This window comes from Enterobacter sp. Lyrl_3 (assembly GCF_051948675.1).
Lineage (GTDB): Bacteria > Pseudomonadota > Gammaproteobacteria > Enterobacterales > Enterobacteriaceae > Enterobacter > Enterobacter cloacae.
Window position 1 is genome coordinate 686,532 of the sequence record NZ_JAYJLI010000001.1, and the last position, 21,222, is coordinate 707,753.

Here is a 21,222-nt window from a genome sequence, read left to right on the forward strand (position 1 = left end):
ACAAGTTTACCTGAAAGGCCGTGGTTTGTGCTTACTTAATAATGCCCCTTTTGGTAATATCAAAAACCCTTTTCACAGTTAAAAGAAGTAATGCCTACTATGACTCAAGTCGCGAAAAAAATTCTGGTAACGTGCGCACTGCCGTACGCCAACGGCTCAATCCACCTCGGCCACATGCTGGAGCATATCCAGGCTGATGTCTGGGTCCGTTACCAGCGAATGCGCGGCCACGAGGTTAACTTCATCTGCGCGGACGATGCCCACGGCACGCCGATCATGCTGAAAGCCCAGCAGCTGGGAGTTTCCCCGGAGCAGATGATTGCCGAAATGAGTCAGGAGCATCAGACCGATTTTGCTGGCTTTGACATCAGCTATGACAACTACCACTCCACGCACAGCGAGGAGAACCGCGAGCTGTCAACGCTTATCTACACCCGTCTGAAAGAGAACGGTTTTATTAAAAACCGCACTATTTCTCAGCTGTACGATCCGGAAAAAGGCATGTTCCTGCCGGACCGTTTCGTCAAAGGCACCTGCCCGAAATGTAAATCACCGGATCAGTACGGCGATAACTGCGAAGTGTGCGGCGCTACCTATAGCCCGACAGAGCTGATCGACCCGAAATCGGTGGTCTCCGGCGCCACGCCTGTGATGCGTGACTCCGAGCACTTCTTCTTCGACCTGCCATCCTTTAGCGAAATGCTGCAGGCGTGGACCCGCAGCGGCGCGCTGCAGGAGCAGGTAGCGAACAAAATGCAGGAGTGGTTCGAATCCGGCCTGCAGCAGTGGGATATCTCCCGCGATGCGCCCTACTTTGGTTTCGAAATTCCAAATGCACCAGGCAAATATTTCTACGTCTGGCTGGACGCGCCAATCGGCTACATGGGCTCCTTCAAGAACCTGTGCGACAAGCGTGGCGACACCGTCAGCTTCGAGGAATACTGGAAGAAAGATTCCACCGCCGAGCTGTATCACTTCATCGGCAAAGACATCGTTTACTTCCACAGCCTGTTCTGGCCGGCAATGCTGGAAGGCAGCAACTTCCGCAAGCCAACCAACCTGTTTGTTCACGGCTACGTGACGGTGAACGGCGCGAAGATGTCCAAATCGCGTGGGACGTTCATCAAAGCCAGCACCTGGCTGAACCACTTTGATGCGGACAGCCTGCGTTATTATTACGCGGCGAAGCTCTCTTCCCGCATCGACGATATCGACCTGAACCTGGAAGATTTCGTGCAGCGCGTGAACGCGGACATCGTGAACAAGGTGGTGAACCTGGCGTCCCGAAACGCGGGCTTTATCGCCAAGCGTTTTGACGGCGTGCTTTCTGCCGAGCTGGCCGATCCTGAGCTGTATAAAACCTTCACCGATGCCGCCGCTGCGGTTGGCGAAGCCTGGGAAAGCCGTGAATTCGGTAAAGCAATTCGTGAAATCATGGCGCTGGCCGATGTTGCCAACCGCTATGTGGACGAGCAGGCCCCGTGGGTTGTCGCGAAACAGGAAGGCCGTGACGCTGACCTGCAGGCGATCTGCACCATGGGTCTGAACATGTTCCGCGTGCTGATGACCTGGCTGAAGCCTGTACTGCCACAGCTGGCAGCGCGTGCAGAAGCATTCCTGAACACCGAACTAAGCTGGGATGCAATCCAGCAACCGCTGCTCGGCCACAAGGTGAATACCTTCAAGGCGCTCTACAATCGCATCGAAATGAAACAGGTTGAAGCCCTGGTGGAAGCCTCGAAAGAAGAGGTGAAAGCAGCTGCCGCACCGGTGACCGGCCCGCTGGCAGACGATCCGATTCAGGAGACCATCACCTTTGACGATTTCGCTAAAGTTGACCTGCGCGTGGCGCTGATTGAAAACGCGGAATTCGTGGAAGGCTCTGACAAGCTGCTGCGCCTGACGCTGGATCTGGGCGGTGAGAAGCGTAACGTCTTCTCCGGCATCCGTTCTGCCTATCCTGATCCGCAGGTACTGATTGGCCGTCAGACCGTCATGGTCGCGAACCTGGCACCGCGTAAAATGCGCTTCGGCATCTCTGAGGGGATGGTGATGGCCGCAGGCCCTGGCGGGAAAGATATCTTCCTGTTAAGCCCTGACGAAGGCGCGAAGCCGGGTCAGCAGGTGAAATAACAAAAAAAGCCGGAGATTATCTCCGGCTTTTTTTGTTCTCCCTCTCGCACAGGGAGAGGGCCGGGATGAGGGCATCAGGCCGCACCCATTCCGCAATCACGCCTTCGTATTATGCACCCGGTGGGTCAGCCCACGCAGGAAGTTACGCAGAAACTGGTCGCCGCACTCGCGGTAATTTTTGTGGCCCGGCGCACGCATCATGGCGGTCACTTCCGGCACGGATACGCGGTATTTTTGCTCCGTCATGATCGCCACAATATCATCCGTTTTCAGCGAGAACGCGATACGCAGCTTTTTCAGCACCGTGTTGTTGTCCACCCGACGCTCCAGCGCCAGTTCAGGTGCAGAATCATCTTTGCCACGCTTATCGTAGATCAGGCCGTTCAGGAAGCCTGACAGGATAATGTCAGGGCAGCGAATAAACCCCTCTTCGTCCTCTTTGGTCATCCAGGTGTCAAAACCAGCAGAGGTGGATTCCATGGCAGACAGCGCAAGAATGCGCACCATGTCGTTGTTGTTTGCTTTCAGGGTGTAGCGCAGGCTACGAAGAATATCATTACTAAGCATGAGTGCCTTTAACTGTCGATGATGCAATGGCGCGCAGTGTACCAGTTTTACAGCCCAATCGCCTCTTTCAAACTTTTCAGGTAGCGACGACTGACGGGTACCGTTTGACCGGCCCGCAGTACCAGCTCTGCCTGACCGTTATCTTCCAGACGGATCTCTTTCAGGTGCGCCATGTTAACCAGATACTGCCGATGGCAGCGGACAAGCGGCGTGCGGCTTTCCAGCGTGCGCAGCGTCAGCTCGGTGAAGCCTTCATTGCCCTCGGCGCTGGTGACAAACACCCCGCTCAGGCGACTGCTGACAAATGCCACATCATCCATTTGCAGCAGGTAAATTCGGCTATGCCCGGTACACGGGATAAACTTCAGCGGCTGCTGGTTTTCCGGCAGCAGCGTGACGTCCTGTACCGTACGCTCCTGGCGTAAACGCGTCAGGGTCTTTTCGAGCCGCTTCTCTTCAATCGGCTTCAGCAGGTAATCGAACGCGTGTTCTTCAAATGCCTTCACGGCATATTCGTCAAACGCCGTCAGAAACACGATATACGGGCGATGCTCCGGATCAAGCATGCCGACCATCTCCAGCCCGCTGATACGAGGCATCTGGATGTCGAGGAATAGCACATCCGGGCGCAGTTTATGCACAGCACCAATGGCTTCAATGGCATTGGCGCACTCTCCCACAATCTCAATGTCACTCTGCTCCTGCAACAGCACGCGCAGGTTTTCCCGTGCCAACGGTTCATCATCGACTATCAGCACTCTTAACATGCGGTCTCCTCCAGCGGCAATCGTAACGTAATACGGGTAAATCGGTCCGGCTCACAGGCCACGGTGATGCCACATCCATCCCCAAAGTGAGCGCGCAGGCGTTTATCCACCAGGCTCATCCCCAGCCCGCCGGAAGCGGACGGGACGTAAAGCCCGGCATTGTCTTCAATATTCAGCACCAGATGATGATTAAAACGGCTGGCAGAAATAGTGATCTCCCCGGTGCCCAGAAGCTGCGATGTCCCGTGTTTAATGGCATTTTCCACAATAGGCTGCAGCGTAAAGGCCGGGAGATGCTGATACGCCAGCTCATCCGGCACGGATAACGACACCTGCAGACGAGACTGGAAGCGCGCCTGCTCAATCTGCAGGTAGGCGTTAACATGTTCAATCTCATCGGCCAGGGTCACAATCTCAGACGGCCGTTTCAGGTTTTTGCGGAAAAACGTCGACAGAAACTGCACCAGCTGCGCGGCCTGATCGCTGTCGCGGCGGATCACCGCTTTCAGGGTGTTGAGGGCATTAAACAGGAAATGCGGGTTCACCTGAGCGTGCAGGAGCTTAATCTCCGACTGCGTTAACAGGGCTTTTTGCCGCTCATATTGCCCCGCCAGGATCTGCGCGGAAAGCAGCTGCGCAATCCCCTCCCCCAACGTCCGGTTGATCGAGCTGAACAAGCGGTTCTTCGCTTCGTAGAGCTTAATGGTTCCCATCACCCGCTGGTTTTCCCCCCGCAGCGGAATGACCAGCGTAGAGCCGAGCTTACACTGCGGATGCAGCGAACAGCGGTAAGGCACTTCGTTACCGTCGGCATAGACTACCTCACCGGTCTCTATCGCACGAAGCGTATACGCGGACGAAATCGGTCTGCCGGGAAGGTGGTGATCGTCGCCGGTACCGGTAAAGGCCAGCAGCTTTTCACGATCGGTAATCGCAACGGCACCGATATCCAGCTCCTGATAGAGCACCTGTGCCACCTTCATGCTGTTTTCTTCGTTAAAGCCCTGACGCAGGATCCCCTCGGTTGAAGCGGCGACTTTCAGTGCCGTGGCAGAGAACGCCGAGGTGTATTTCTCAAACATGGCGCGCTTGTCGAGCAGAATGCGCATAAACAGCGCCGCGCCCACGGTGTTGGTGACCATCATCGGGGCGGCAATACTGTTCACCAGATGCAGTGCGTCCTCAAAAGGTCGGGCGATAAGCAGAATGATCGCCATTTGCGCCATTTCGGCCACAAAGGTGATCGCGCCAGCGGTAAGCGGGCTGAAGACTTTATCCGGGCGGCCACGTTTGATCATGTAGCTGTGCACCAGGCCACCAAGCAGCCCTTCTACGATGGTCGAGATCATGCAGCTCAGCGCCGTCATCCCGCCCATGGAATAGCGGTGCAGCCCACCGGTTAAACCGACAAGGCCACCCACAACGGGGCCGCCGAGCAGCCCGCCCATCACCGCGCCGATGGCGCGCGTATTGGCAATGGAGTCTTCAATATGGAGGCCAAAATAGGTCCCCATGATGCAGAAAATGGAGAAAGTCACATAACAGAGGAGCTTGTGCGGCAGGCGGACGGTGACTTGCATCAGCGGGATAAACAGACGCGTCTTACTCATCAACCAGGCGATGACAAGAAACACGCACATCTGCTGAAGCAACAGCAGCACCAGATTAAACTCGTACATACTCAGGAACCGCACCTTCTGAAAACGCGTAACATACACTGAAGGCGCCGAAGTTTCTTTGAAGCAGTCCAAAAAAGCGATAAATCGTGTCCGTCATCACATCTTTTGCCGAACATAACGGCTGCTTCGCATTATTTGTACAAAAAAAAGGCAATCCTTCCTGGTTCGACAAACTGGGTCTACAGTTAAGCTGGGGACGCGTTAGCCAGGGGGCGAATATGGCGCTTTACACGATCGGTGAAGTGGCACTCCTTTGTGATATCAATCCCGTCACGCTACGGGCTTGGCAGCGACGGTATGGTTTACTCAAACCGCAGCGCACGGACGGCGGTCACCGCCTTTTCAATGATGCCGACATCGATCGGATCCGCGAGATCAAAAGCTGGATAGATAACGGTGTGCAGGTGAGCAAGGTAAAGTCGCTGCTCTGCCATGACGATCCCGGTACCCAACACCGCTGGCGCGAACAGCAGGAAACCCTGCTCCGGCTTCTGCAGGCGGGCAACGTTCAACGTCTGCGCGCGTGGATCAAAGAGCAAGGCCGCGATTATCCGGCGCAAACCTTAATCAACCATCTTTTCATCCCGCTTCGTCGACGGCTGCAATGCCAGCACTCTACCCTGCAGGCGCTGCTGAGTATGCTCGACGGGGTGCTGATCAATTATATCGCCGTCTGTCTGGCCTCGGCGCGAAACAAGGGCGGAAAAGACGCGCTGGTTGTTGGCTGGAACGTGCACGATACCACGCGGCTGTGGCTCGAAGCCTGGATCGCCACCCAGCAGGGCTGGCGCGTGGAGGTGCTGGCGCATTCGCTGGCTCAGCTACGGCCCGAATTCTTCGACGGCCAGACTCTGCTGGTCTGGTGCGGGGAAGTGCCCACCGCCTCGCAGCAACAGCGGCTGACGGAATGGCGGGAGCACGGCTATCCGGTTTACGCCCTGGGCCCCGATGAAACGTAACGGCATTTAATGGTTCATTAACAGCTGCGCTTCACCGTATAATTGTTCCGTTAACAACAGGAGCAGATGATGAAGGCAACCAAACTGGCCGTAATTACCCTTTTTGTACTGATGGCCGTAAGCGGCATCGGCGGCGTGATGCTGGCCGGGTACTCATTTATTGTTCGTGGCGGTGTCGGCTGAGAAGCCGGGCCAGTCGTTCAAACAGGCGATCGATAACAATGGCCGCCAGCGCCACCAGTACCGCACCCTGAACGATATAGGCCGTATTGAACCCGCTTAAGCCGATAATGATCGGCGTTCCCAGCGTATTGGCCCCCACCGTAGACGCGATGGTCGCCGTGCCGATGTTAATAATCACCGACGTACGGATCCCCGCGATAATCACCGGTGCCGCAAGCGGCAGCTCAACCTTGCACAGCCGCTGACCGCTGCTCATGCCCATCCCTTCGGCCACGCTCAGTACCGATGCCGGTACCGACGCAATGCCCGCCAGCGTCCCCTGAAGAACAGGCAACACGCCGTAAAGGATCAGCGCAATGATAGCCGGTTGCTGACCAAACCCGATCACCGGCACCGCAATCGCCAGTACCGCCACCGGCGGAAATGTCTGTCCGATAGCCGCAATCGTCTCTACCAGCGGGCGAAACTCTCTTCCCCAGGGCCGGGTGACCACAATCCCCGCCCCCACGCCCAGCACCACGGCAATCGCGCTGGAGAGCGCCACCAGCCACAGGTGCGCCAGGGCAAGATTGATAAAACTCTCCTGCTGATAGACGGGGCGCGGCAGGCCGGGAAAAAGCGAGCTGAACAGCGCCCCACTGTGTGGCATCAGAAACAGCAGTGCAACAAAAAGCCCCGTCAGCCAGAGGAGCGGATCACGCATGACCTTCACGCGTCACCTCCCCGGCCAGCAGATCGCGAAAATGCAGGGTGCCGCACGGTGCCCCAGCGGCATCCGTAACCGGCAGTACCTCGCACTGGCGCGCCACAAACGCGGAGAGCGCGTCCCGCAGGCTCATCTGTTCCTGTAACGGTTCACCGCCCATCGCCACATCCTGCCGACGCATATAATCGCTGACGGTTCGCAGGGAGAGCAGTCTGACGCCCAGTTCGCTGCGCCCAAAAAACTCGCGCACAAAATCGTTCTGCGGATGGGTCAGCAGTTCAAGCGGCGTACCTTGCTGGATCACTTCCCCGTGGTCCATCAACACCAGATGATCGGCAAGCCGCAGCGCCTCATCAATATCGTGGGTCACGAGGACGATCGTCCGGCCAAGGATGCGGTGAATGCGGGTCATCTCGGTCTGCAGTGCCCCGCGCGTAACGGGATCGAGCGCGCCAAAAGGCTCATCCATCAGCAATACCTGCGGGTTCGCCGCCAGCGCGCGCGCCACTCCCACACGCTGCTGTTGTCCACCTGAAAGCTGATGCGGATAGCGGCCACGCAGCCCAGGCTCTAACCCCAGCAGCGACATAAGCTCGTCCACCCTCTCGTCACTCTTTGCCCGCGACCATTTTTCCAGCTGCAGCACGGTGGCAATGTTCTGCGCGACCGTCCAGTGGGGAAACAGGCCGATGGACTGGATGGCGTAGCCCATGCGACGACGCAGCTCCAGCACCGGCAGACTGCGGATCTCTTCCCCGGCAAAACGTATTACACCGCTGTCGTGCTCCACCAGGCGGTTGATCATCTTCAGCGTGGTGGATTTCCCCGACCCCGAGGTGCCAATCAGTACCGAAAACGCCCCCTCGGCAAAATTCAGGTTCAGGTGACTTGCTGCCGGACGACCGGCAAATGTTTTACTGACATCGTGAAATTCAATCATTGGCTCTTCTCCCGAGCAACGCGAGCCATAAGGCAAACAGCGCATCGATGACGACCGCCAGTGCAATCGTGGGCACCACGCCCAGTAACACCAGATCCAGCGCGCTGCTCAGCAGCCCCTGGAACACCAGCGCGCCAAAACCGCCTGCGCCAATCAGCGCGGCGATAACCGCCATCCCGACGGTCTGGACCGCCACCACCCGCAGGCTGCGCAGCAGCAGGGGCAAGGCGAGCGGCAGCTGGATCTGCCAGAAGCACTGTCGCCGGCTCATCCCCATCGCGTGGGCGCTCTCCAGTACATCCGGCGCGACCTGGCTTAAGCCCGCCACCACGCCGCGGACCAGCGGCAGCAGCGCGTACAGCACCAGGGCAATAAGCGCGGGGGTTAATCCGGTTCCGGCGATACCGACCGAGGCTAACGCCGGAAATGACTTCACCAGCCCCGCCAGCGGCGCAATCAGCAGGCCAAACAGGGCCACGGAAGGGATGGTCTGGATCACGTTGAGCACGGCAAAAACCCCGCCCTGGCGGGAGGGATGACGATAACACCACATGCCCAGCGGTACCCCCAGCAGTAACGCCGGGAACAGCGTGCCGAAGAGGATCGTCAGGTGTTGCGCCAGCGCATCATCAAACACCTCCTGACGGTTGGCGTACTCTTTTAACAGCGAGAGATTATTCAGCTCACCGCTGAACAGCAGCAGCAACGGAATACACCAGATCTGGGCATTGAGCACCCAGCGCCAGGCAGACGACGGGATCAGGCGGCGGATCGCATCGCTGCAGGCCAGCAGACACAGCGCCAGCCACAGCCACAGTCCACTGCCCACGGTGGTTCGCGCCAGTGGACTTTCCGCCGAGGTCATGTGCGTGGCGGCAAGCCCGGCACTCCAGAACAAGGTGATGAAGAGACCTTCACTGAGGAGTAACGTCAGCCACTGTGCAACCCGCCCACGGCTGAGCGAGAGCACAACCAGTGCACCCAGCGCCACAACCAGCAGCAGCGGCGTAAACGGCCAGACCTGCCAGAGCGCGCGCCCTTCCCCCGACATCAGGCGGTTTGGCGCCACATTGACAAACGGTAGCGCGACCGCCGCAACGGCCACACAGGCCAACAGCAGCAGTACGCGGTTATGACATTTTATTGGCACAGCCCTGTCCTGTTACTTCACAAGCCCTTGTTGTTTCAGGAAATCGGCGGCCACTTTTTTGGCATCCAGTCCCTCTACGGCAATGCTCGCATTGAGCTGTTGCAGCGTTTTTGCATCCAGTTTTTCAAAGACCGGTTTGAGCCAGTCGGCGATATCCGGGTAGGCTTTCAGCACCGCCTCACGCACCACCGGCGTGGGGGCATAAATAGGCTGAACGCCTTTTGGATCGGTTAAGGTCTGCAGACCAAGCGCCGCGACCGGGCCGTCCGTACCGTAGGCCATCGCCGCATTGACGCCAGAGGTCTGCTGCGCCGCCGCTTTGATGGTCACCGCGGTGTCACCGCCCGCGAGCGAGAGCAACTGTGCCTGGTCGAGCTTGAAGTCGTAGGCTTTTTCGAAAGCAGGCAGCGCGTCCGGACGCTCGATAAACTCCGCCGAGGCCGCAAGCTTGAAGTCGCCCTTCTCTTTCAGATAGCGGCTGAGATCCGCAAGTGACGTCAGTTTGCCTTTCTCCGCCACGTCTTTACGCACCGCGATGGTCCAGGTGTTGTTGGCCGGAGCCGGAGTCAGCCAGACCAGCTTGTTCTGTTCTGCATCGAGTTTTTTGACTTTTTCATACCCGGCTTTGGCGTTTTTCCATGCCGGATCGTTTTCATCTTTGAAGAAAAATGCCCCGTTGCCGGTGTATTCCGGGTAGATATCCAGCTCGCCGGAGGTGATGGCCCCGCGTACCACGGGCGTGGTACCCAGCTGAACTTTATTCACGGTTTTCACGCCGTGGCTTTCCAGCACCTGCAAAATAATATTCCCGAGCAGCGCGCCTTCAGTGTCGATCTTTGAGCCCACTTTTACCGGTTCTGCCGCCTGTAACGGCAGGCTTAGCGCCGCGAATAACGCCGCAGAAACTACCATCCCCGTTTTAATCGTCATTCCACTATCCTCATTTTTTTGCTGCCTTTTTCAGAGGCTTGAGAGAAAAGCGTAGCTTAAAACGGCGGATTTACCCGGCAAAATGCCTTTTTAGCATAAGGTAAGACGCATCCCCCGGTGGACGGGGGATGCAAAGGAGGGAAAGGTTACAGCAGCTCGAACTCGCCTTTATTGACGCGGGCGGAATCCACACCAATGTAGACATTGAACTTGCCCGGTTCCGCATCGTATTTCATCTGCTGGTTCCAGAACTTCAGGGCATCCACGTCAATCGGGAAGCTGATGGTTTTGGTTTCACCAGGTTTCAGGTTGACCTTCTCAAAGCCGCGCAGCTGTTTCACCGGACGGCTCATGGAGGCGGTTACATCCTGAACATACATCTGGATCACCGTCGCACCTTCACGTTTACCGGTGTTCGTCACGTCAACGCTGGCTGTCACCTTACCGTCACGCTTCAGGCTCGGGGCCGACATTTTCACATCAGAGACCTTAAAGGTGGTGTAGCTCAAACCGTAACCAAACGGATACAGCGGGCCGTTCGCTTCATCGAAGTAACGGGAGGTGTACTTGTTTGGCTTATCGGCGTTATACGGACGGCCGGTATTCAGGTGGCTGTAGTACACCGGGATCTGCCCGACAGAGCGCGGGAAGGACATCGGCAGTTTGCCCGACGGGTTGTAATCGCCAAACAGCACGTCGGCGATGGCGTTGCCCCCTTCCGTACCGGCGAACCAGGTTTCCAGAATAGCGTCAGCCTGCTGATCTTCTTTCACCAGCGCCAGTGGACGACCGTTCATCAGCACCAGCACCAGCGGCTTGCCGGTGGCTTTCAGGGCGGCGATCAGATCGCGCTGGCTTTGCGGGATCGTGATGTCCGTTCGGCTGGAGGCTTCGTGTGCCATCCCCTGTGCTTCACCCACCACGGCAACCACCACGTCAGACTGTTTCGCGGCGTTTACCGCTTCGTCAATCATCTCTTTCGGCGAGCGCGGATCCACCTTCACCGCCTCTTCATACTGATTGAGGAAGGTCACGATATCTTTATCATCAGTGACGTTCGCCCCTTTGGCGTACACCACCTTAGCGTTTTCACCGACCGCATTTTTAATACCAGTGAGCACGGTCACGGACTGATCGGCCACGCCCGCAGCAGACCAGCTCCCCATCACGTCGCGCTTGCTGTCGGCCAGCGGGCCGACCACCGCAATGGTGCCGGATTTTTTCAGCGGCAGCGTGTCGAGGCGGTTTTTCAGCAGCACCAGGCTTTCACGGGCCACTTCTCGGGCCTCTTTACGGTGCAGACGGCTTTCGGCATTGGTGTCCGCCGGGTCTGACTCTTTCGGACCCAGGTGGCTGTACGGATCGTTAAACAGCCCCATGTCATATTTCACGTTCAGCACGTGACGCGTGGCATCGTCCAGCTCCGCCATCGTCACCTTGCCGCTCTTCACCAGCCCCGGCAGGTATTTGCTGTAATATTCGTCGCTCATGCTCATGTTGATGCCGGATTTGAGCGCCACGCGCACCGCATCTTCCGGGTCGGAGGCCGTACCGTGTTTGATGAGCTCTTTAATGGCGCCATGGTCAGAGACGGTGATGCCCTTGAAGCCCCACTGGTCGCGCAGCACGTCTTTCAGCAGCCAGGAGTCAGAGGTGGCAGGCGTGCCGTTGAGCGAGTTCAGGGCGACCATCACCGCGCCGCTACCGGCATACAGGCCTGCTTTGTACGGCGGCATGTAATCGTTAAACAGACGCTGCGGGCTCATGTCGACGGTGTTGTACTCTTTACCGCCTTCCACGGCACCATAGGCGGCGAAGTGCTTGACGCTGGTCATGACCGAATAGCGATCTGCCGGGCTTTTACCCTGCATCGCTTCCACCATGGTTTTCCCCATCGTGGCGGTCAAATAAGTATCTTCACCAAAGCCCTCTGACGCGCGGCCCCAGCGCGGATCGCGGGAGACGTCAACCATCGGGGCCCAGGTCATGTTCAGGCCGTCGTCTGCGGCTTCATATGCCGAGACGCGCCCGACGGTTTTCACCGCGTCGAGGTTAAAGGAGGAGGCCAGACCGAGGCTGATAGGAAAAACGGTACGCTGTCCGTGTACCACGTCATAGGCGAAGAACAGCGGAATTTTCAGGCGGCTAAGTTCCATCACCTGATCCTGCATTTTGCGGATATCCTGACGGGTCACGGTGTTAAAAATCGCCCCTACCTGGCTCTCTTTAATCATTTCGCGGATCGCCTCTTTCGGGTTATCCGGGCCGACGCTGATAAGACGCAGCTGGCCGATCTTCTCATCGACCGTCATTTTCTTGAGCAATTCCGTGACAAACGCGTCCCGTGCTTCAGGCGTAAGCGGGTGATTGCCAAACAGTTCATCTGCCAGCGCAGGTTGCAGTGCCAGGCTGACGGCGACACCTACAGAACATAGCCATTTCATGTCGTTTTACTCTCTCATCAATTTCCGCCGGAAGATCTCGGCCAGGGCGTGCGAAAAGCGCAGTGTGCCACAAACCCTCAGAACGTTGCAGGGTTATTCTCTGATTTTTCTCACAAATACGCGCCCTCTAAACAGCTAATCGCGCTATGCTTTACAGCGAGAAATTTGCCCCACCACAAGGAGTGGAAGATGTCTTCTGTTCGAACTGCCGATAACACGACTTTTATTAACGAACTGTCGCGCCTGGTTGGTCACTCTCACCTGCTTACCGACCCGGCCAAAACTGCCCGCTACCGTAAGGGCTTTCGTTCCGGACAGGGCGATGCGCTGGCGGTGGTTTTTCCCGGCACGCTGCTGGAGCTGTGGCGCGTCCTGAGCGCCTGCGTCGCCGCGGACAAGATTATTTTAATGCAGGCGGCTAATACCGGCCTGACCGAAGGTTCGACGCCGAACGGCAACGATTACGATCGCGACATCGTGATTATCAGCACCCTGCGCCTCGACAAACTTCACCTGCTCGATAAAGGCGAGCAGGTACTGGCCTTCCCCGGTACCACCCTCTACTCGCTGGAAAAAGCGCTTAAGCCGCTTGGGCGCGAACCGCATTCGGTGATTGGTTCATCCTGCATCGGCGCCTCCGTCATTGGTGGGATTTGTAATAATTCCGGCGGTTCGCTGGTGCAGCGCGGCCCGGCTTATACCGAAATGTCGCTCTATGCCCGTATTGATGAAAACGGCAAGCTGACGCTGGTGAACCATCTGGGAATCGATCTGGGCGTCACGCCGGAGCAGATCCTGAGTAAGCTCGACGACGATCGCGTGAAAGATGAAGACGTACAGCACGATGGGCGTCATGCCCACGATCACGATTACATCACCCGCGTACGGGATATCAACGCGGATACGCCAGCGCGTTACAACGCCGACCCGGATCGCCTGTTCGAATCCTCCGGCTGCGCGGGCAAACTGGCCGTTTTCGCGGTCCGGCTCGACACCTTCCCGGCCGAGAAAAAACAGCAGGTGTTTTACATCGGCACCAATCAGCCTGACGTGCTGACCGAAATCCGTCGTCATATTCTGGGCGAATTCACGCATCTGCCGGTGGCGGGCGAGTATATGCATCGGGATATTTACGACATCGCCGAACGCTACGGCAAAGATACGTTCCTGATGATCGACAAGCTCGGCACCGACAAGATGCCGTTCTTCTTCACCATGAAGGGCCGCACTGATGCAATGCTGGAGAAAGTGCCGCTGTTTAAACCCCACTTCACCGACCGCTTTATGCAGAAGCTGGGTAACGTTTTCCCGGCCCACCTGCCGGAGCGAATGAAAACCTGGCGCGACAAGTATGAACATCACCTGCTGCTGAAAATGGCCGGGGACGGGATCGCCGAAGCACAAAACTGGCTGAGCGAATTCTTCAAAACCGCCGAGGGAGATTTCTTCGCCTGTACACCTGAGGAGGGGAGCAAAGCGTTCCTGCACCGTTTTGCCGCTGCGGGGGCCGCCATCCGTTACCAGGCCGTACACTCAGAAGAAGTAGAGGATATTCTGGCGCTGGATATTGCCCTGCGACGCAACGATACCGAGTGGTTTGAACACCTGCCGCCGGAAATCGACAGCAAGCTGGTGCATAAGCTCTACTACGGCCACTTTATGTGCTACGTCTTCCACCAGGATTACATCGTTAAAAAAGGGGTCGACGCGCACGCGTTGAAAGAGGAGATGCTCGCCCTTCTGCGCGAACGTGGCGCACAATATCCTGCGGAACACAACGTTGGGCATCTTTACAAAGCCCCTGAGACACTTAAGCAGTTTTATCGCGAGAATGACCCTACAAACAGTATGAATCCCGGCATTGGTAAAACAACGCGGAATAAATACTGGAAAGAGAGCGATAACGCAGAGCAGGCCATTACGCAAGCATCTGATTAATTCATACAGCCATATTTAAGAGATTGTTAAGCACAGCTCAATCGTACTAGAGTACCTGCACTCGCCGGAGAAACGTTTCTCCGGCATTCTTTGACGAGGAGCAGGCACATCATGTCGGCTGTTGATATTTTATCCGTAACCGAAGTGGAAGTGCGCGATGCCCTTCCCGACGATGTGCATGCCATTTCGGCTATTTATGCATGGCATGTACTTCACGGACGTGCGTCGTTTGAGGAAATCCCCCCCACCGTTGATGAAATGCGTAAGCGGTTGAAAAACGTGACCGATAACGGTTTGCCCTGGCTGGTGGCGCTGTATCGCGGCATTGTGGTGGGCTATTGCTACGCCACGCCATACCGTCCACGACACGCGTATCGCTTCACGCTGGAAGAGTCAATCTACGTGGATGCCAGCACCACCGGACGCGGTTTTGGCAGTGCACTAATGGACGCGCTGATTGAACGCTGCGAACAAGGTCCCTGGCGTCAGATGATTGCCGTTGTGGGGGATGGTCATAATAACGCCGGGTCATTGCGGCTGCATAAAAAGCACGGTTTTGAAGTGGTCGGTCAGCTGCGCAGCGTGGGCTACAAAAAAGGCGACTGGCGGGATACGGTGATTATGCAGCGCCCGCTCAACGACGGAGACTGGACCCTGCCGGAATAGGCCCAGTTCGGTCTGGTGCCCTCACCCCCGCCCTCTTCCACCGGGAGAGGGAGAAAACATAAAAAACGGTAACACAGTTACCGTTTTGCTTTTACCTAATCGTTCTGCGCCGTCGCCATCTGCTCGGCTTTCTGCTTTTTATACGTCAATGCCGCAGCCGGAACAGGCTGCACTTTCCCGGTTTCAATCCAGGTGCGCAGTCGGCTGGCATCGGCGAAGTGAGTATATTTGCCGAAGGCATCCATCACCACCAGCGCCACCGGTTTACCGTTGAACACGGTACGCATCACCAGACAGTGCCCCGCCGCGTTGGTAAAGCCGGTTTTCGTTAACTGAATGTTCCAGTTCTCGCGGTACACTAGGTGGTTCGTATTGCGAAACGGCAGCGTATAGGCCGGGTTCGCAAAGGTCGCCATCTCTTCACGGGTGGTACTGAGCTGCCCAATCAGCGGGTACTGTTTGCTGGCAATCAGCAGTTTGGTCAGATCGCGCGCCGTAGAGACGTTGTGAATCGACAGACCTGTCGGCTCAACAAAACGGGTGTTATTCATTCCCAGCGCTTTGGCTTTGGCATTCATCGCTCGAATGAAGGCATCGTAGCCGCCCGGATAATGGTGGGCGAGGCTCGCCGCGGCGCGGTTTTCAGACGACATCAGCGCCAGCAAGAGCATATTTTTACGACTGATTTCACTGTTCAGGCGTACGCGGGAGTAAACCCCTTTCATCTCCGGCGTGTGGCTGATATCCACTTTCAGTTTTTCATCCAGCGGCAGATGTGCATCCAGCACTACCATCGCGGTCATTAATTTGGTTATCGAGGCGATCGGGCGCACCAGATCCGGATGGCTGGCGTAGATCACCTTATTAGTGTTGAGATCAACAATCATCGCGCTGCCGGAAGCGATTTGCGGTTGAGCAGCAGCGGTGGTCACCGCGGGCGTTTTGGCGAGAGCTGGCACGCCAGCGGACGCCCCCAGCAACAGTGCCAGGCTAAGTAAAGAAACTCGGAATTTCAGCATGGTGAGACTTCTGATAATTATTCACGCACGTTATGACGTACACCGCCTGCGTCGACGGAGAAACACAGGCTGGCTTCGGCATCATAGCGGTCACCGTGCATTGTCGCCAGCGGATAATCGTGAACAGATGCTGCATTGCTGGCATTTACGCCAGCAATGCAATTAACTCAGAAGAGACGGTAACCATAACCCCAAAGAATCACCGTCAGCGCCAGTAACGCTTCCAGTACCAGCACGCCGATGGCGAGCGTAGAGCTGGAAAAGCTCAGGCCTTCTTCTTTATTGATATTCAGGAAGGTAGGTACGCCCAGATACAGCAGATAGCCGGTGTAAAAGAGCGCAATGGTCCCGATCAGCGCGCACAGCCAGACCAGGGGATAGAGCGCAACAATACCGCTTAAGAACAGCGGGGTTGCGACGTATCCGGCAAAGACCATACAGTGTGCCAGGGAAGGACGCTGCGGATAGTTACGTGCCATCCAGTGAATGACGCGTCCCATAACCGCCACCCCTGCCAGCATCAGGCCATAAAAGAGAATGGCAAGATAAAGCCCGGTAAACCAGGAAAGCTGTACTACGGTGCCATCACCAAAGTTCCAGCCGATTTGCGTTGTACCAATAAACGCGCATATCACCGGCACCGCCGCCATCAGCAGCACGTGGTGCGTGTAATGATGCGAGACCGTTTCGTTCTCACTTTTGATGACATGCATTTCACGATCGGGATGGGAAAAAAGTCCCCAGACATGGTTCATAGCGCCCCCTTGTTGTCGGCCCGTCATCGATACCTTAAGTATAATGCAGGGTTTAGATTATTTTATGTACAGTGGGAAATTTCCGTTGATTGCCCCGCGGTTGTCACAAGGGGTATATGATTAACCGAGGCACGCTGAGGGAGATGATATTTACGTAATGGATATCAACGGAGTTATTGAACAATACGGATACGCTGCGCTGGTTGTCGGAAGCGTGGCAGAAGGTGAAACCATCACCCTGTTAGGCGGCGTCGCCGCGCATCAGGGATTACTTAAATTCCCGCTGGTTGTCGCCGCGGTTGCGCTGGGCGGGATGATTGGCGATCAGCTGCTCTACTTTCTGGGGCTGCGTTTTGGGCCAACGCTGCTTAAGCGTTTCGCTAAGCACAAGAAGAAAATTAACCGCGCGCAGCGGCTGATCCAGCGCCACCCTTACCTGTTTGTGATTGGCACCCGCTTTATGTACGGCTTTCGGATTATCGGGCCGATATTGATTGGCGCCAGCCGCCTGCCGCCGAAAATTTTCCTGCCGCTGAACGTGATTGGCGCGTGCGCCTGGGCGCTGATCTTTACCACGCTCGGTTACGTGGGTGGAGAAGTGATTGGCCCGTGGCTGCATAACCTTGACCAGCATCTGAAGCACTGGGCGTGGCTGATTCTGGTGGTGGTGGCGGTGATTGGAGTCAGGCTGTGGATGCGGCACAGAGAGAAGAAGCAGGATGAGGAGTGAGTGCGGTCTGTTGCCCTCACCCTAACCCTCTCCCACGTGGAGAGGGAACTTAAAACGCCCTCTCCCACGGGGTGAGGGGAAGCTACCCCGCCGGCTTAAATTGCGGATTCGCCAGCATAAACCCGCCATCGACGATAAACGACTGCCCGGTGGTGTAGCTGGCGTCGCTGTCGCATAACCACGCCACCAGACTGGCGATCTCTTTGGTATATCCCGGTCTTGCGAGCGGGATCGCTGGCATCGACCCTTCCTTCACTTCACTCTCGTCCATATCATTCATCGGTGTGGCAATCGCCCCCGGCGCAACGGCATTCACCAGAATGTTGTGCTGCACCAGTTCCAGCGCCATCGATTTGGTTAATCCTCCCAGCGCATGTTTTGCGGCGGTATAGGCGCTGGCTTCCGGCAGTGGCGTATGTTCGTGCACCGAGGTGATATTGACGATTCGCCCTCCTTCCCCCTGCTCCACCATTTTACGTGCGGCAATCTGCGAACAGAGAAACGCACCGTCCACGTCGACGGTGAAAATGTTTCGCCAGTCGTCAAACGGCATATCCAGGAAGGGCGCTTTGGTCATCGCACCCGCATTGTTAACCAGCACGTCCAGGCGACCAAAACGGGCAATTAACGTTTCTATCGCCTGCGCGCCCCGTGGAAGGGTGCTTAGATCAAGGTGGATAGCTTCAGCCCGCCGTCCCTGCGCCTCCACTTCGCGGCAGGTATCCCGGGCCCCTTGTTCATCAGAGTGCCAGGTGACGCCAATATCAAACCCACGTTCAGCCAGCATCAGGGCTGTGGTTTTACCAATCCCGGAATCCGATGCGGTAACAATCGCTACTTTGGTCATACTCACCTCCTGAAGAACGGCAAAGAGGTAAGTATAGATAATGACCCTGATTAGCCATGATGATAACCACCACCCAGCGCGGAGGTGAGCTGTAGCGTGGCGTCGATATACTCGCCCTGCAGCATCAATCCGGCGAGATGTTCCTTCAGCGCTGGAATTCTGGCTTCACTGACGCGCGAGCCGGCAATAATTCCGGCGCTAAAACGTGCCTGCGCCAGCGCCACCACGCGCGCCGCATCTTTTTCTACCTGCTGCTGATGCTGATTTTTCGCCGTCAGCATTTCCACTTCGCTGGCCGTGCGCGCCACCTGGTTCACGGCATCCACCACCGCCTTGTTGTAGTTCGCCACCGACAGATTGTTCTGCGCCTGGGCAATATCCAGCTGCGCGTTCAGCCTGCCGCTGTCAAAAATGGGCAGAGTCAGCCCGGCGGTCACACCCATTTGCTGGGCTGAAGAACGGAACAGATCGCTCAGGTGCAGGGCATCCTGTTGTAAAAACGCCATCAGATTCACATCAGGATAAAACGCCGCTCTGGCGGCTTCGACCTCGCTCATTGACGCTTCGATATACCAGTGCGCCGCCTGCAGATCCGGTCGTCGGGCCAGCAGTTCATATCCCAGCGTCGACGGTAACGACGCTTCAACCGTCGGTAGGGCATGCCGTGTGAGCGCCAGCGCGGGGGTATTAGTCAACGCGTTCAGACGCGCCTCGATGGCTTTCATTTTGCCGTGAACCTCTGCGATCTGCTCTTCGGTTTTGCTGGCACTGATGTCGGTTTCGACACCTTCTACAGAGGAGGTGATCCCGTGCTGATACAGCTCGCGATCGGCACCGATGATATTGTCCTGTTGGGATTTGATCTGCGTGAGGACCTCCTCCACGGCCGCCTGAGTTTGCCAGTCCCAGTAGAGCCGCGCCACGCTGCTGGCAAGCAGTTGACGGGTCTGCTCAAGCTCCGCTTTTTGCGCATTCACCTTGCCTATCCGGGCCTCCAACCGGGCGCGATTTTTGCCCCACAAATCCAGATCCCAGCCCGCGGTCAAGCCAAAGGTACCGTTGGTATACCAGGGGCCGGTGGTGCCCGCAGCCGGGTCGGTTATGGCAAAGGGCCCCATCAGCCCTTCAGCGGACATTTTCTGACGTTCGGCATCGGCCGAAAAATCAACTTGCGGGCCGTCGGCCGCCAGGGCTGCTTTGGCCTGGGCTTCGGCAAGGGTAATACGCTGACGGGCAATCTGCATATCGGGCGCATCGCTTAATGCTTTGGCAATTAGCTTATCAAGCTGCGGATCGTTATACGCTTTCCACCATGCATTTTTCGGCCAGTCCTGATGAGGCAGCACCGTATTAACCGACGCCGTGAGTGACTGGGTATTAAGGGGAGTTACCGTGGCATGTTGCGGCGCACAGCCGGCCAGAATAACGGCAAAGGGAGCACTCAGAGATAAAATAAGAAAACGTTTCATTACGCCATTCACGCCAAAAAATAAAGGCGCAAAGTACGCCTGATGCCTCTCTTTTTTTTAGTAATGCTTGGCAATGCGCAAATTGTCATACATTTTTGTAATTAGAAAATTATACATGCCGAGAATAAGTCAAATTAACAAATTCATCTTAATTATAAATTGCCTGCTACACTTACTGTTGACATACATACGCAGGAGAAGGGGATGAAAATATTATTGTGGGTCATTTTAATTATATTTCTGATAGGACTGCTGGTGGTAACGGGTGTGTTCAAGATGATTTTCTGATTCATTTGCCCGGCACCGCGCCGGGCAAAGGTCAGCCAGCCCATGCGTCTGGTCCAGCGCTTCACAGCGATAATTGCGGTCACACGCTTATTATTTTGCCTGAATCACCCGCGCAATATCCGCAGAAGTCTGTAATGTCCGAATCTCCTGAAATAACCCCAGCGCTTCATCGTACTCTTTGCGTAAATAGCTGAGCCACTGTTTGATGCGCGCCACGTGATATAGCCCGGTGTCGCCCTGCTTTTCCAGACGGCTATATTTTTGCAGCAGCGTCACAACATCAGCCCACGGCATACGCGGCTCGTTATATTTAATCACCCGGCTGAGGTTAGGCACATTCAATGCCCCGCGGCCGATCATCACCGCCTCGCAGCCGGTGGCCTTGAGACAGGCCTGCGCGCTCTGGTAATCCCAGATTTCACCGTTGGCGATCACCGGAATGCTGAGGCGTTTGCGGATCTCACCAATTGCCTGCCAGTTAATGCGCTCGGCTTTATAACCATCTTCTTTGGTGCGGCCATGCACCACCAGTTCAGTAGCCCCGGCCTGCTGCACCGCATCGGCAATTTCAAACTGCCGCGCGTCGCTGTCCCAGCCCAGGCGCACTTTCACCGTCACCGGCAAATGGGCAGGCACGGCTTCACGCATCGCTTTCGCGCCACGGTAAATCAGCTCAGGATCTTTCAGCAGCGTCGCCCCGCCGCCGCTGCCGTTCACCAGCTTCGACGGGCAGCCACAGTTGAGATCGACCCCGTAAGAGCCGAGCTCGACGGCACGGGCGGCGTTCTCGGCCAGCCATTCAGGATACTGGCCCAGCAGCTGAATACGCACCAGCGTGCCGGAGGTGGTCCGGCTCTGGCGGTGCAGCTCCGGGCAGAGTCTGTAGAACGATTTTACCGGCAACAACATATCGACCACGCGCAAAAACTCCGTCACGCAGAGATCGTAATCGTTCACCTCGGTCAGAAGTTCGCGCACAAGGGAGTCGAGCACGCCTTCCATTGGGGCCAGTAAAACACGCATAGCAGTACCTGTGAAAAAAGACGCGCTAT

The 21,222-nt window shown here is 56.5% G+C and carries 19 protein-coding genes; 6 read left to right on the forward strand and 13 right to left on the reverse strand.

The features are described 5' to 3' along the window. The first annotated feature begins 99 nt into the window (after positions 1-99). Positions 100-2,133 (forward strand): methionine--tRNA ligase, encoded by a 2,034-nt coding sequence (metG, locus tag VF709_RS03485; protein ID WP_038420180.1) that lies wholly within the window; start codon positions 100-102, stop codon positions 2,131-2,133. 96 nt (positions 2,134-2,229) lie between these two features. Here metG and VF709_RS03490 read toward each other — a convergent pair whose 3' ends face one another. The 3 genes from VF709_RS03490 to VF709_RS03500 are packed head-to-tail and all read right to left on the reverse strand — an operon-like array spanning position 2,230 to position 5,146. Continuing rightward, entirely contained in the window at positions 2,230-2,700 is a 471-nt protein-coding gene (locus tag VF709_RS03490; RefSeq protein ID WP_038420182.1) for a DUF1456 family protein, read from the reverse strand. Between the two features lie 47 nt (positions 2,701-2,747). Further along, the gene (gene btsR, locus VF709_RS03495) at positions 2,748-3,467 is read right to left on the reverse strand and encodes a two-component system response regulator BtsR (RefSeq protein WP_014832665.1); all 720 of its coding nucleotides are present in this window, start codon (positions 3,465-3,467) and stop codon (positions 2,748-2,750) included. Next, positions 3,461-5,146 carry a sensor histidine kinase gene (locus tag VF709_RS03500; RefSeq protein ID WP_013097931.1) on the reverse strand — a complete coding sequence of 562 codons (1,686 nt, stop codon included), beginning with the start codon at positions 5,144-5,146 and terminating at the stop codon, positions 3,461-3,463. Before VF709_RS03500 ends, btsR begins: the two co-directional genes overlap by 7 nt. A 218-nt stretch (positions 5,147-5,364) precedes the next feature. On the opposite strand from VF709_RS03500, the gene mlrA reads away from it, so the two are divergent. Together mlrA and VF709_RS03510 are read left to right on the forward strand one after the other, a co-directional pair. Further along, positions 5,365-6,105 (forward strand): HTH-type transcriptional regulator MlrA, encoded by a 741-nt coding sequence (gene mlrA, locus VF709_RS03505; RefSeq protein ID WP_095428161.1) that lies wholly within the window; start codon positions 5,365-5,367, stop codon positions 6,103-6,105. Between the two features lie 69 nt (positions 6,106-6,174). Then, positions 6,175-6,288: a protein YohO gene (locus VF709_RS03510; RefSeq protein WP_010433613.1), complete on the forward strand. Its 114-nt coding sequence runs from the start codon at positions 6,175-6,177 to the stop codon at positions 6,286-6,288. Here the strand turns inward: VF709_RS03510 and VF709_RS03515 are convergent. The 5 genes from VF709_RS03515 to bglX form a co-directional block, all read right to left on the reverse strand. Then, positions 6,263-7,000 (reverse strand): ABC transporter permease, encoded by a 738-nt coding sequence (locus VF709_RS03515; RefSeq protein ID WP_013097933.1) that lies wholly within the window; start codon positions 6,998-7,000, stop codon positions 6,263-6,265. The genes VF709_RS03510 and VF709_RS03515 overlap by 26 nt on opposite strands. Further along, a complete protein-coding gene (locus tag VF709_RS03520) occupies positions 6,984-7,934 on the reverse strand; it encodes an ABC transporter ATP-binding protein (RefSeq protein WP_020690144.1) in 951 nt (316 codons plus the stop codon). Before VF709_RS03520 ends, VF709_RS03515 begins: the two co-directional genes overlap by 17 nt. Continuing rightward, positions 7,927-9,084: an ABC transporter permease gene (locus tag VF709_RS03525; RefSeq protein WP_440230902.1), complete on the reverse strand. Its 1,158-nt coding sequence runs from the start codon at positions 9,082-9,084 to the stop codon at positions 7,927-7,929. Before VF709_RS03525 ends, VF709_RS03520 begins: the two co-directional genes overlap by 8 nt. 12 nt (positions 9,085-9,096) lie before the next feature. Continuing rightward, positions 9,097-10,014 (reverse strand): glycine betaine ABC transporter substrate-binding protein OsmF, encoded by a 918-nt coding sequence (osmF, locus tag VF709_RS03530; RefSeq protein WP_013097936.1) that lies wholly within the window; start codon positions 10,012-10,014, stop codon positions 9,097-9,099. Between the two features lie 146 nt (positions 10,015-10,160). Next, on the reverse strand, positions 10,161-12,458 hold the full coding sequence (gene bglX / locus VF709_RS03535) for a beta-glucosidase BglX (RefSeq protein WP_149896211.1): 2,298 nt from the start codon (positions 12,456-12,458) through the stop codon (positions 10,161-10,163). A gap of 189 nt (positions 12,459-12,647) precedes the next feature. Here bglX and dld point away from each other — a divergent pair, with 189 nt between their 5' ends. Together dld and VF709_RS03545 are read left to right on the forward strand one after the other, a co-directional pair. Further along, entirely contained in the window at positions 12,648-14,396 is a 1,749-nt protein-coding gene (dld, locus tag VF709_RS03540; protein WP_013097938.1) for a D-lactate dehydrogenase, read from the forward strand. Positions 14,397-14,507: 111 nt separating this feature from the next. After that, complete coding sequence (locus VF709_RS03545) at positions 14,508-15,062, forward strand: GNAT family N-acetyltransferase (protein ID WP_020690140.1); 555 nt, start codon at positions 14,508-14,510, stop codon at positions 15,060-15,062. Between the two features lie 95 nt (positions 15,063-15,157). On the opposite strand, the gene pbpG is transcribed toward VF709_RS03545, so the two are convergent. Together pbpG and VF709_RS03555 are read right to left on the reverse strand one after the other, a co-directional pair. Beyond that, a complete protein-coding gene (pbpG, locus tag VF709_RS03550; RefSeq protein ID WP_013097940.1) occupies positions 15,158-16,081 on the reverse strand; it encodes a D-alanyl-D-alanine endopeptidase in 924 nt (307 codons plus the stop codon). Positions 16,082-16,248: 167 nt separating this feature from the next. Then, complete coding sequence (locus tag VF709_RS03555) at positions 16,249-16,836, reverse strand: Yip1 family protein (RefSeq protein WP_013097942.1); 588 nt, start codon at positions 16,834-16,836, stop codon at positions 16,249-16,251. A 157-nt stretch (positions 16,837-16,993) separates the two neighbouring features. Between VF709_RS03555 and VF709_RS03560 the strand changes: the two genes are divergently transcribed. Next, the gene (locus VF709_RS03560; protein ID WP_013097943.1) at positions 16,994-17,566 is read left to right on the forward strand and encodes a DedA family protein; all 573 of its coding nucleotides are present in this window, start codon (positions 16,994-16,996) and stop codon (positions 17,564-17,566) included. A gap of 82 nt (positions 17,567-17,648) precedes the next feature. Here the strand turns inward: VF709_RS03560 and VF709_RS03565 are convergent, their stop codons facing one another. The 3 genes from VF709_RS03565 to dusC form a co-directional block, all read right to left on the reverse strand. Then, complete coding sequence (locus VF709_RS03565) at positions 17,649-18,413, reverse strand: SDR family oxidoreductase (protein WP_149896210.1); 765 nt, start codon at positions 18,411-18,413, stop codon at positions 17,649-17,651. A gap of 50 nt (positions 18,414-18,463) precedes the next feature. Beyond that, positions 18,464-19,882, reverse strand: coding sequence for a multidrug resistance outer membrane protein MdtQ (gene mdtQ, locus VF709_RS03570; RefSeq protein WP_038420194.1), 1,419 nt, complete (start codon positions 19,880-19,882; stop codon positions 18,464-18,466). 378 nt (positions 19,883-20,260) lie between these two features. Next, a complete protein-coding gene (gene dusC / locus VF709_RS03575) occupies positions 20,261-21,193 on the reverse strand; it encodes a tRNA dihydrouridine(16) synthase DusC (RefSeq protein ID WP_013097946.1) in 933 nt (310 codons plus the stop codon). Positions 21,194-21,222: the final 29 nt, after the last annotated feature.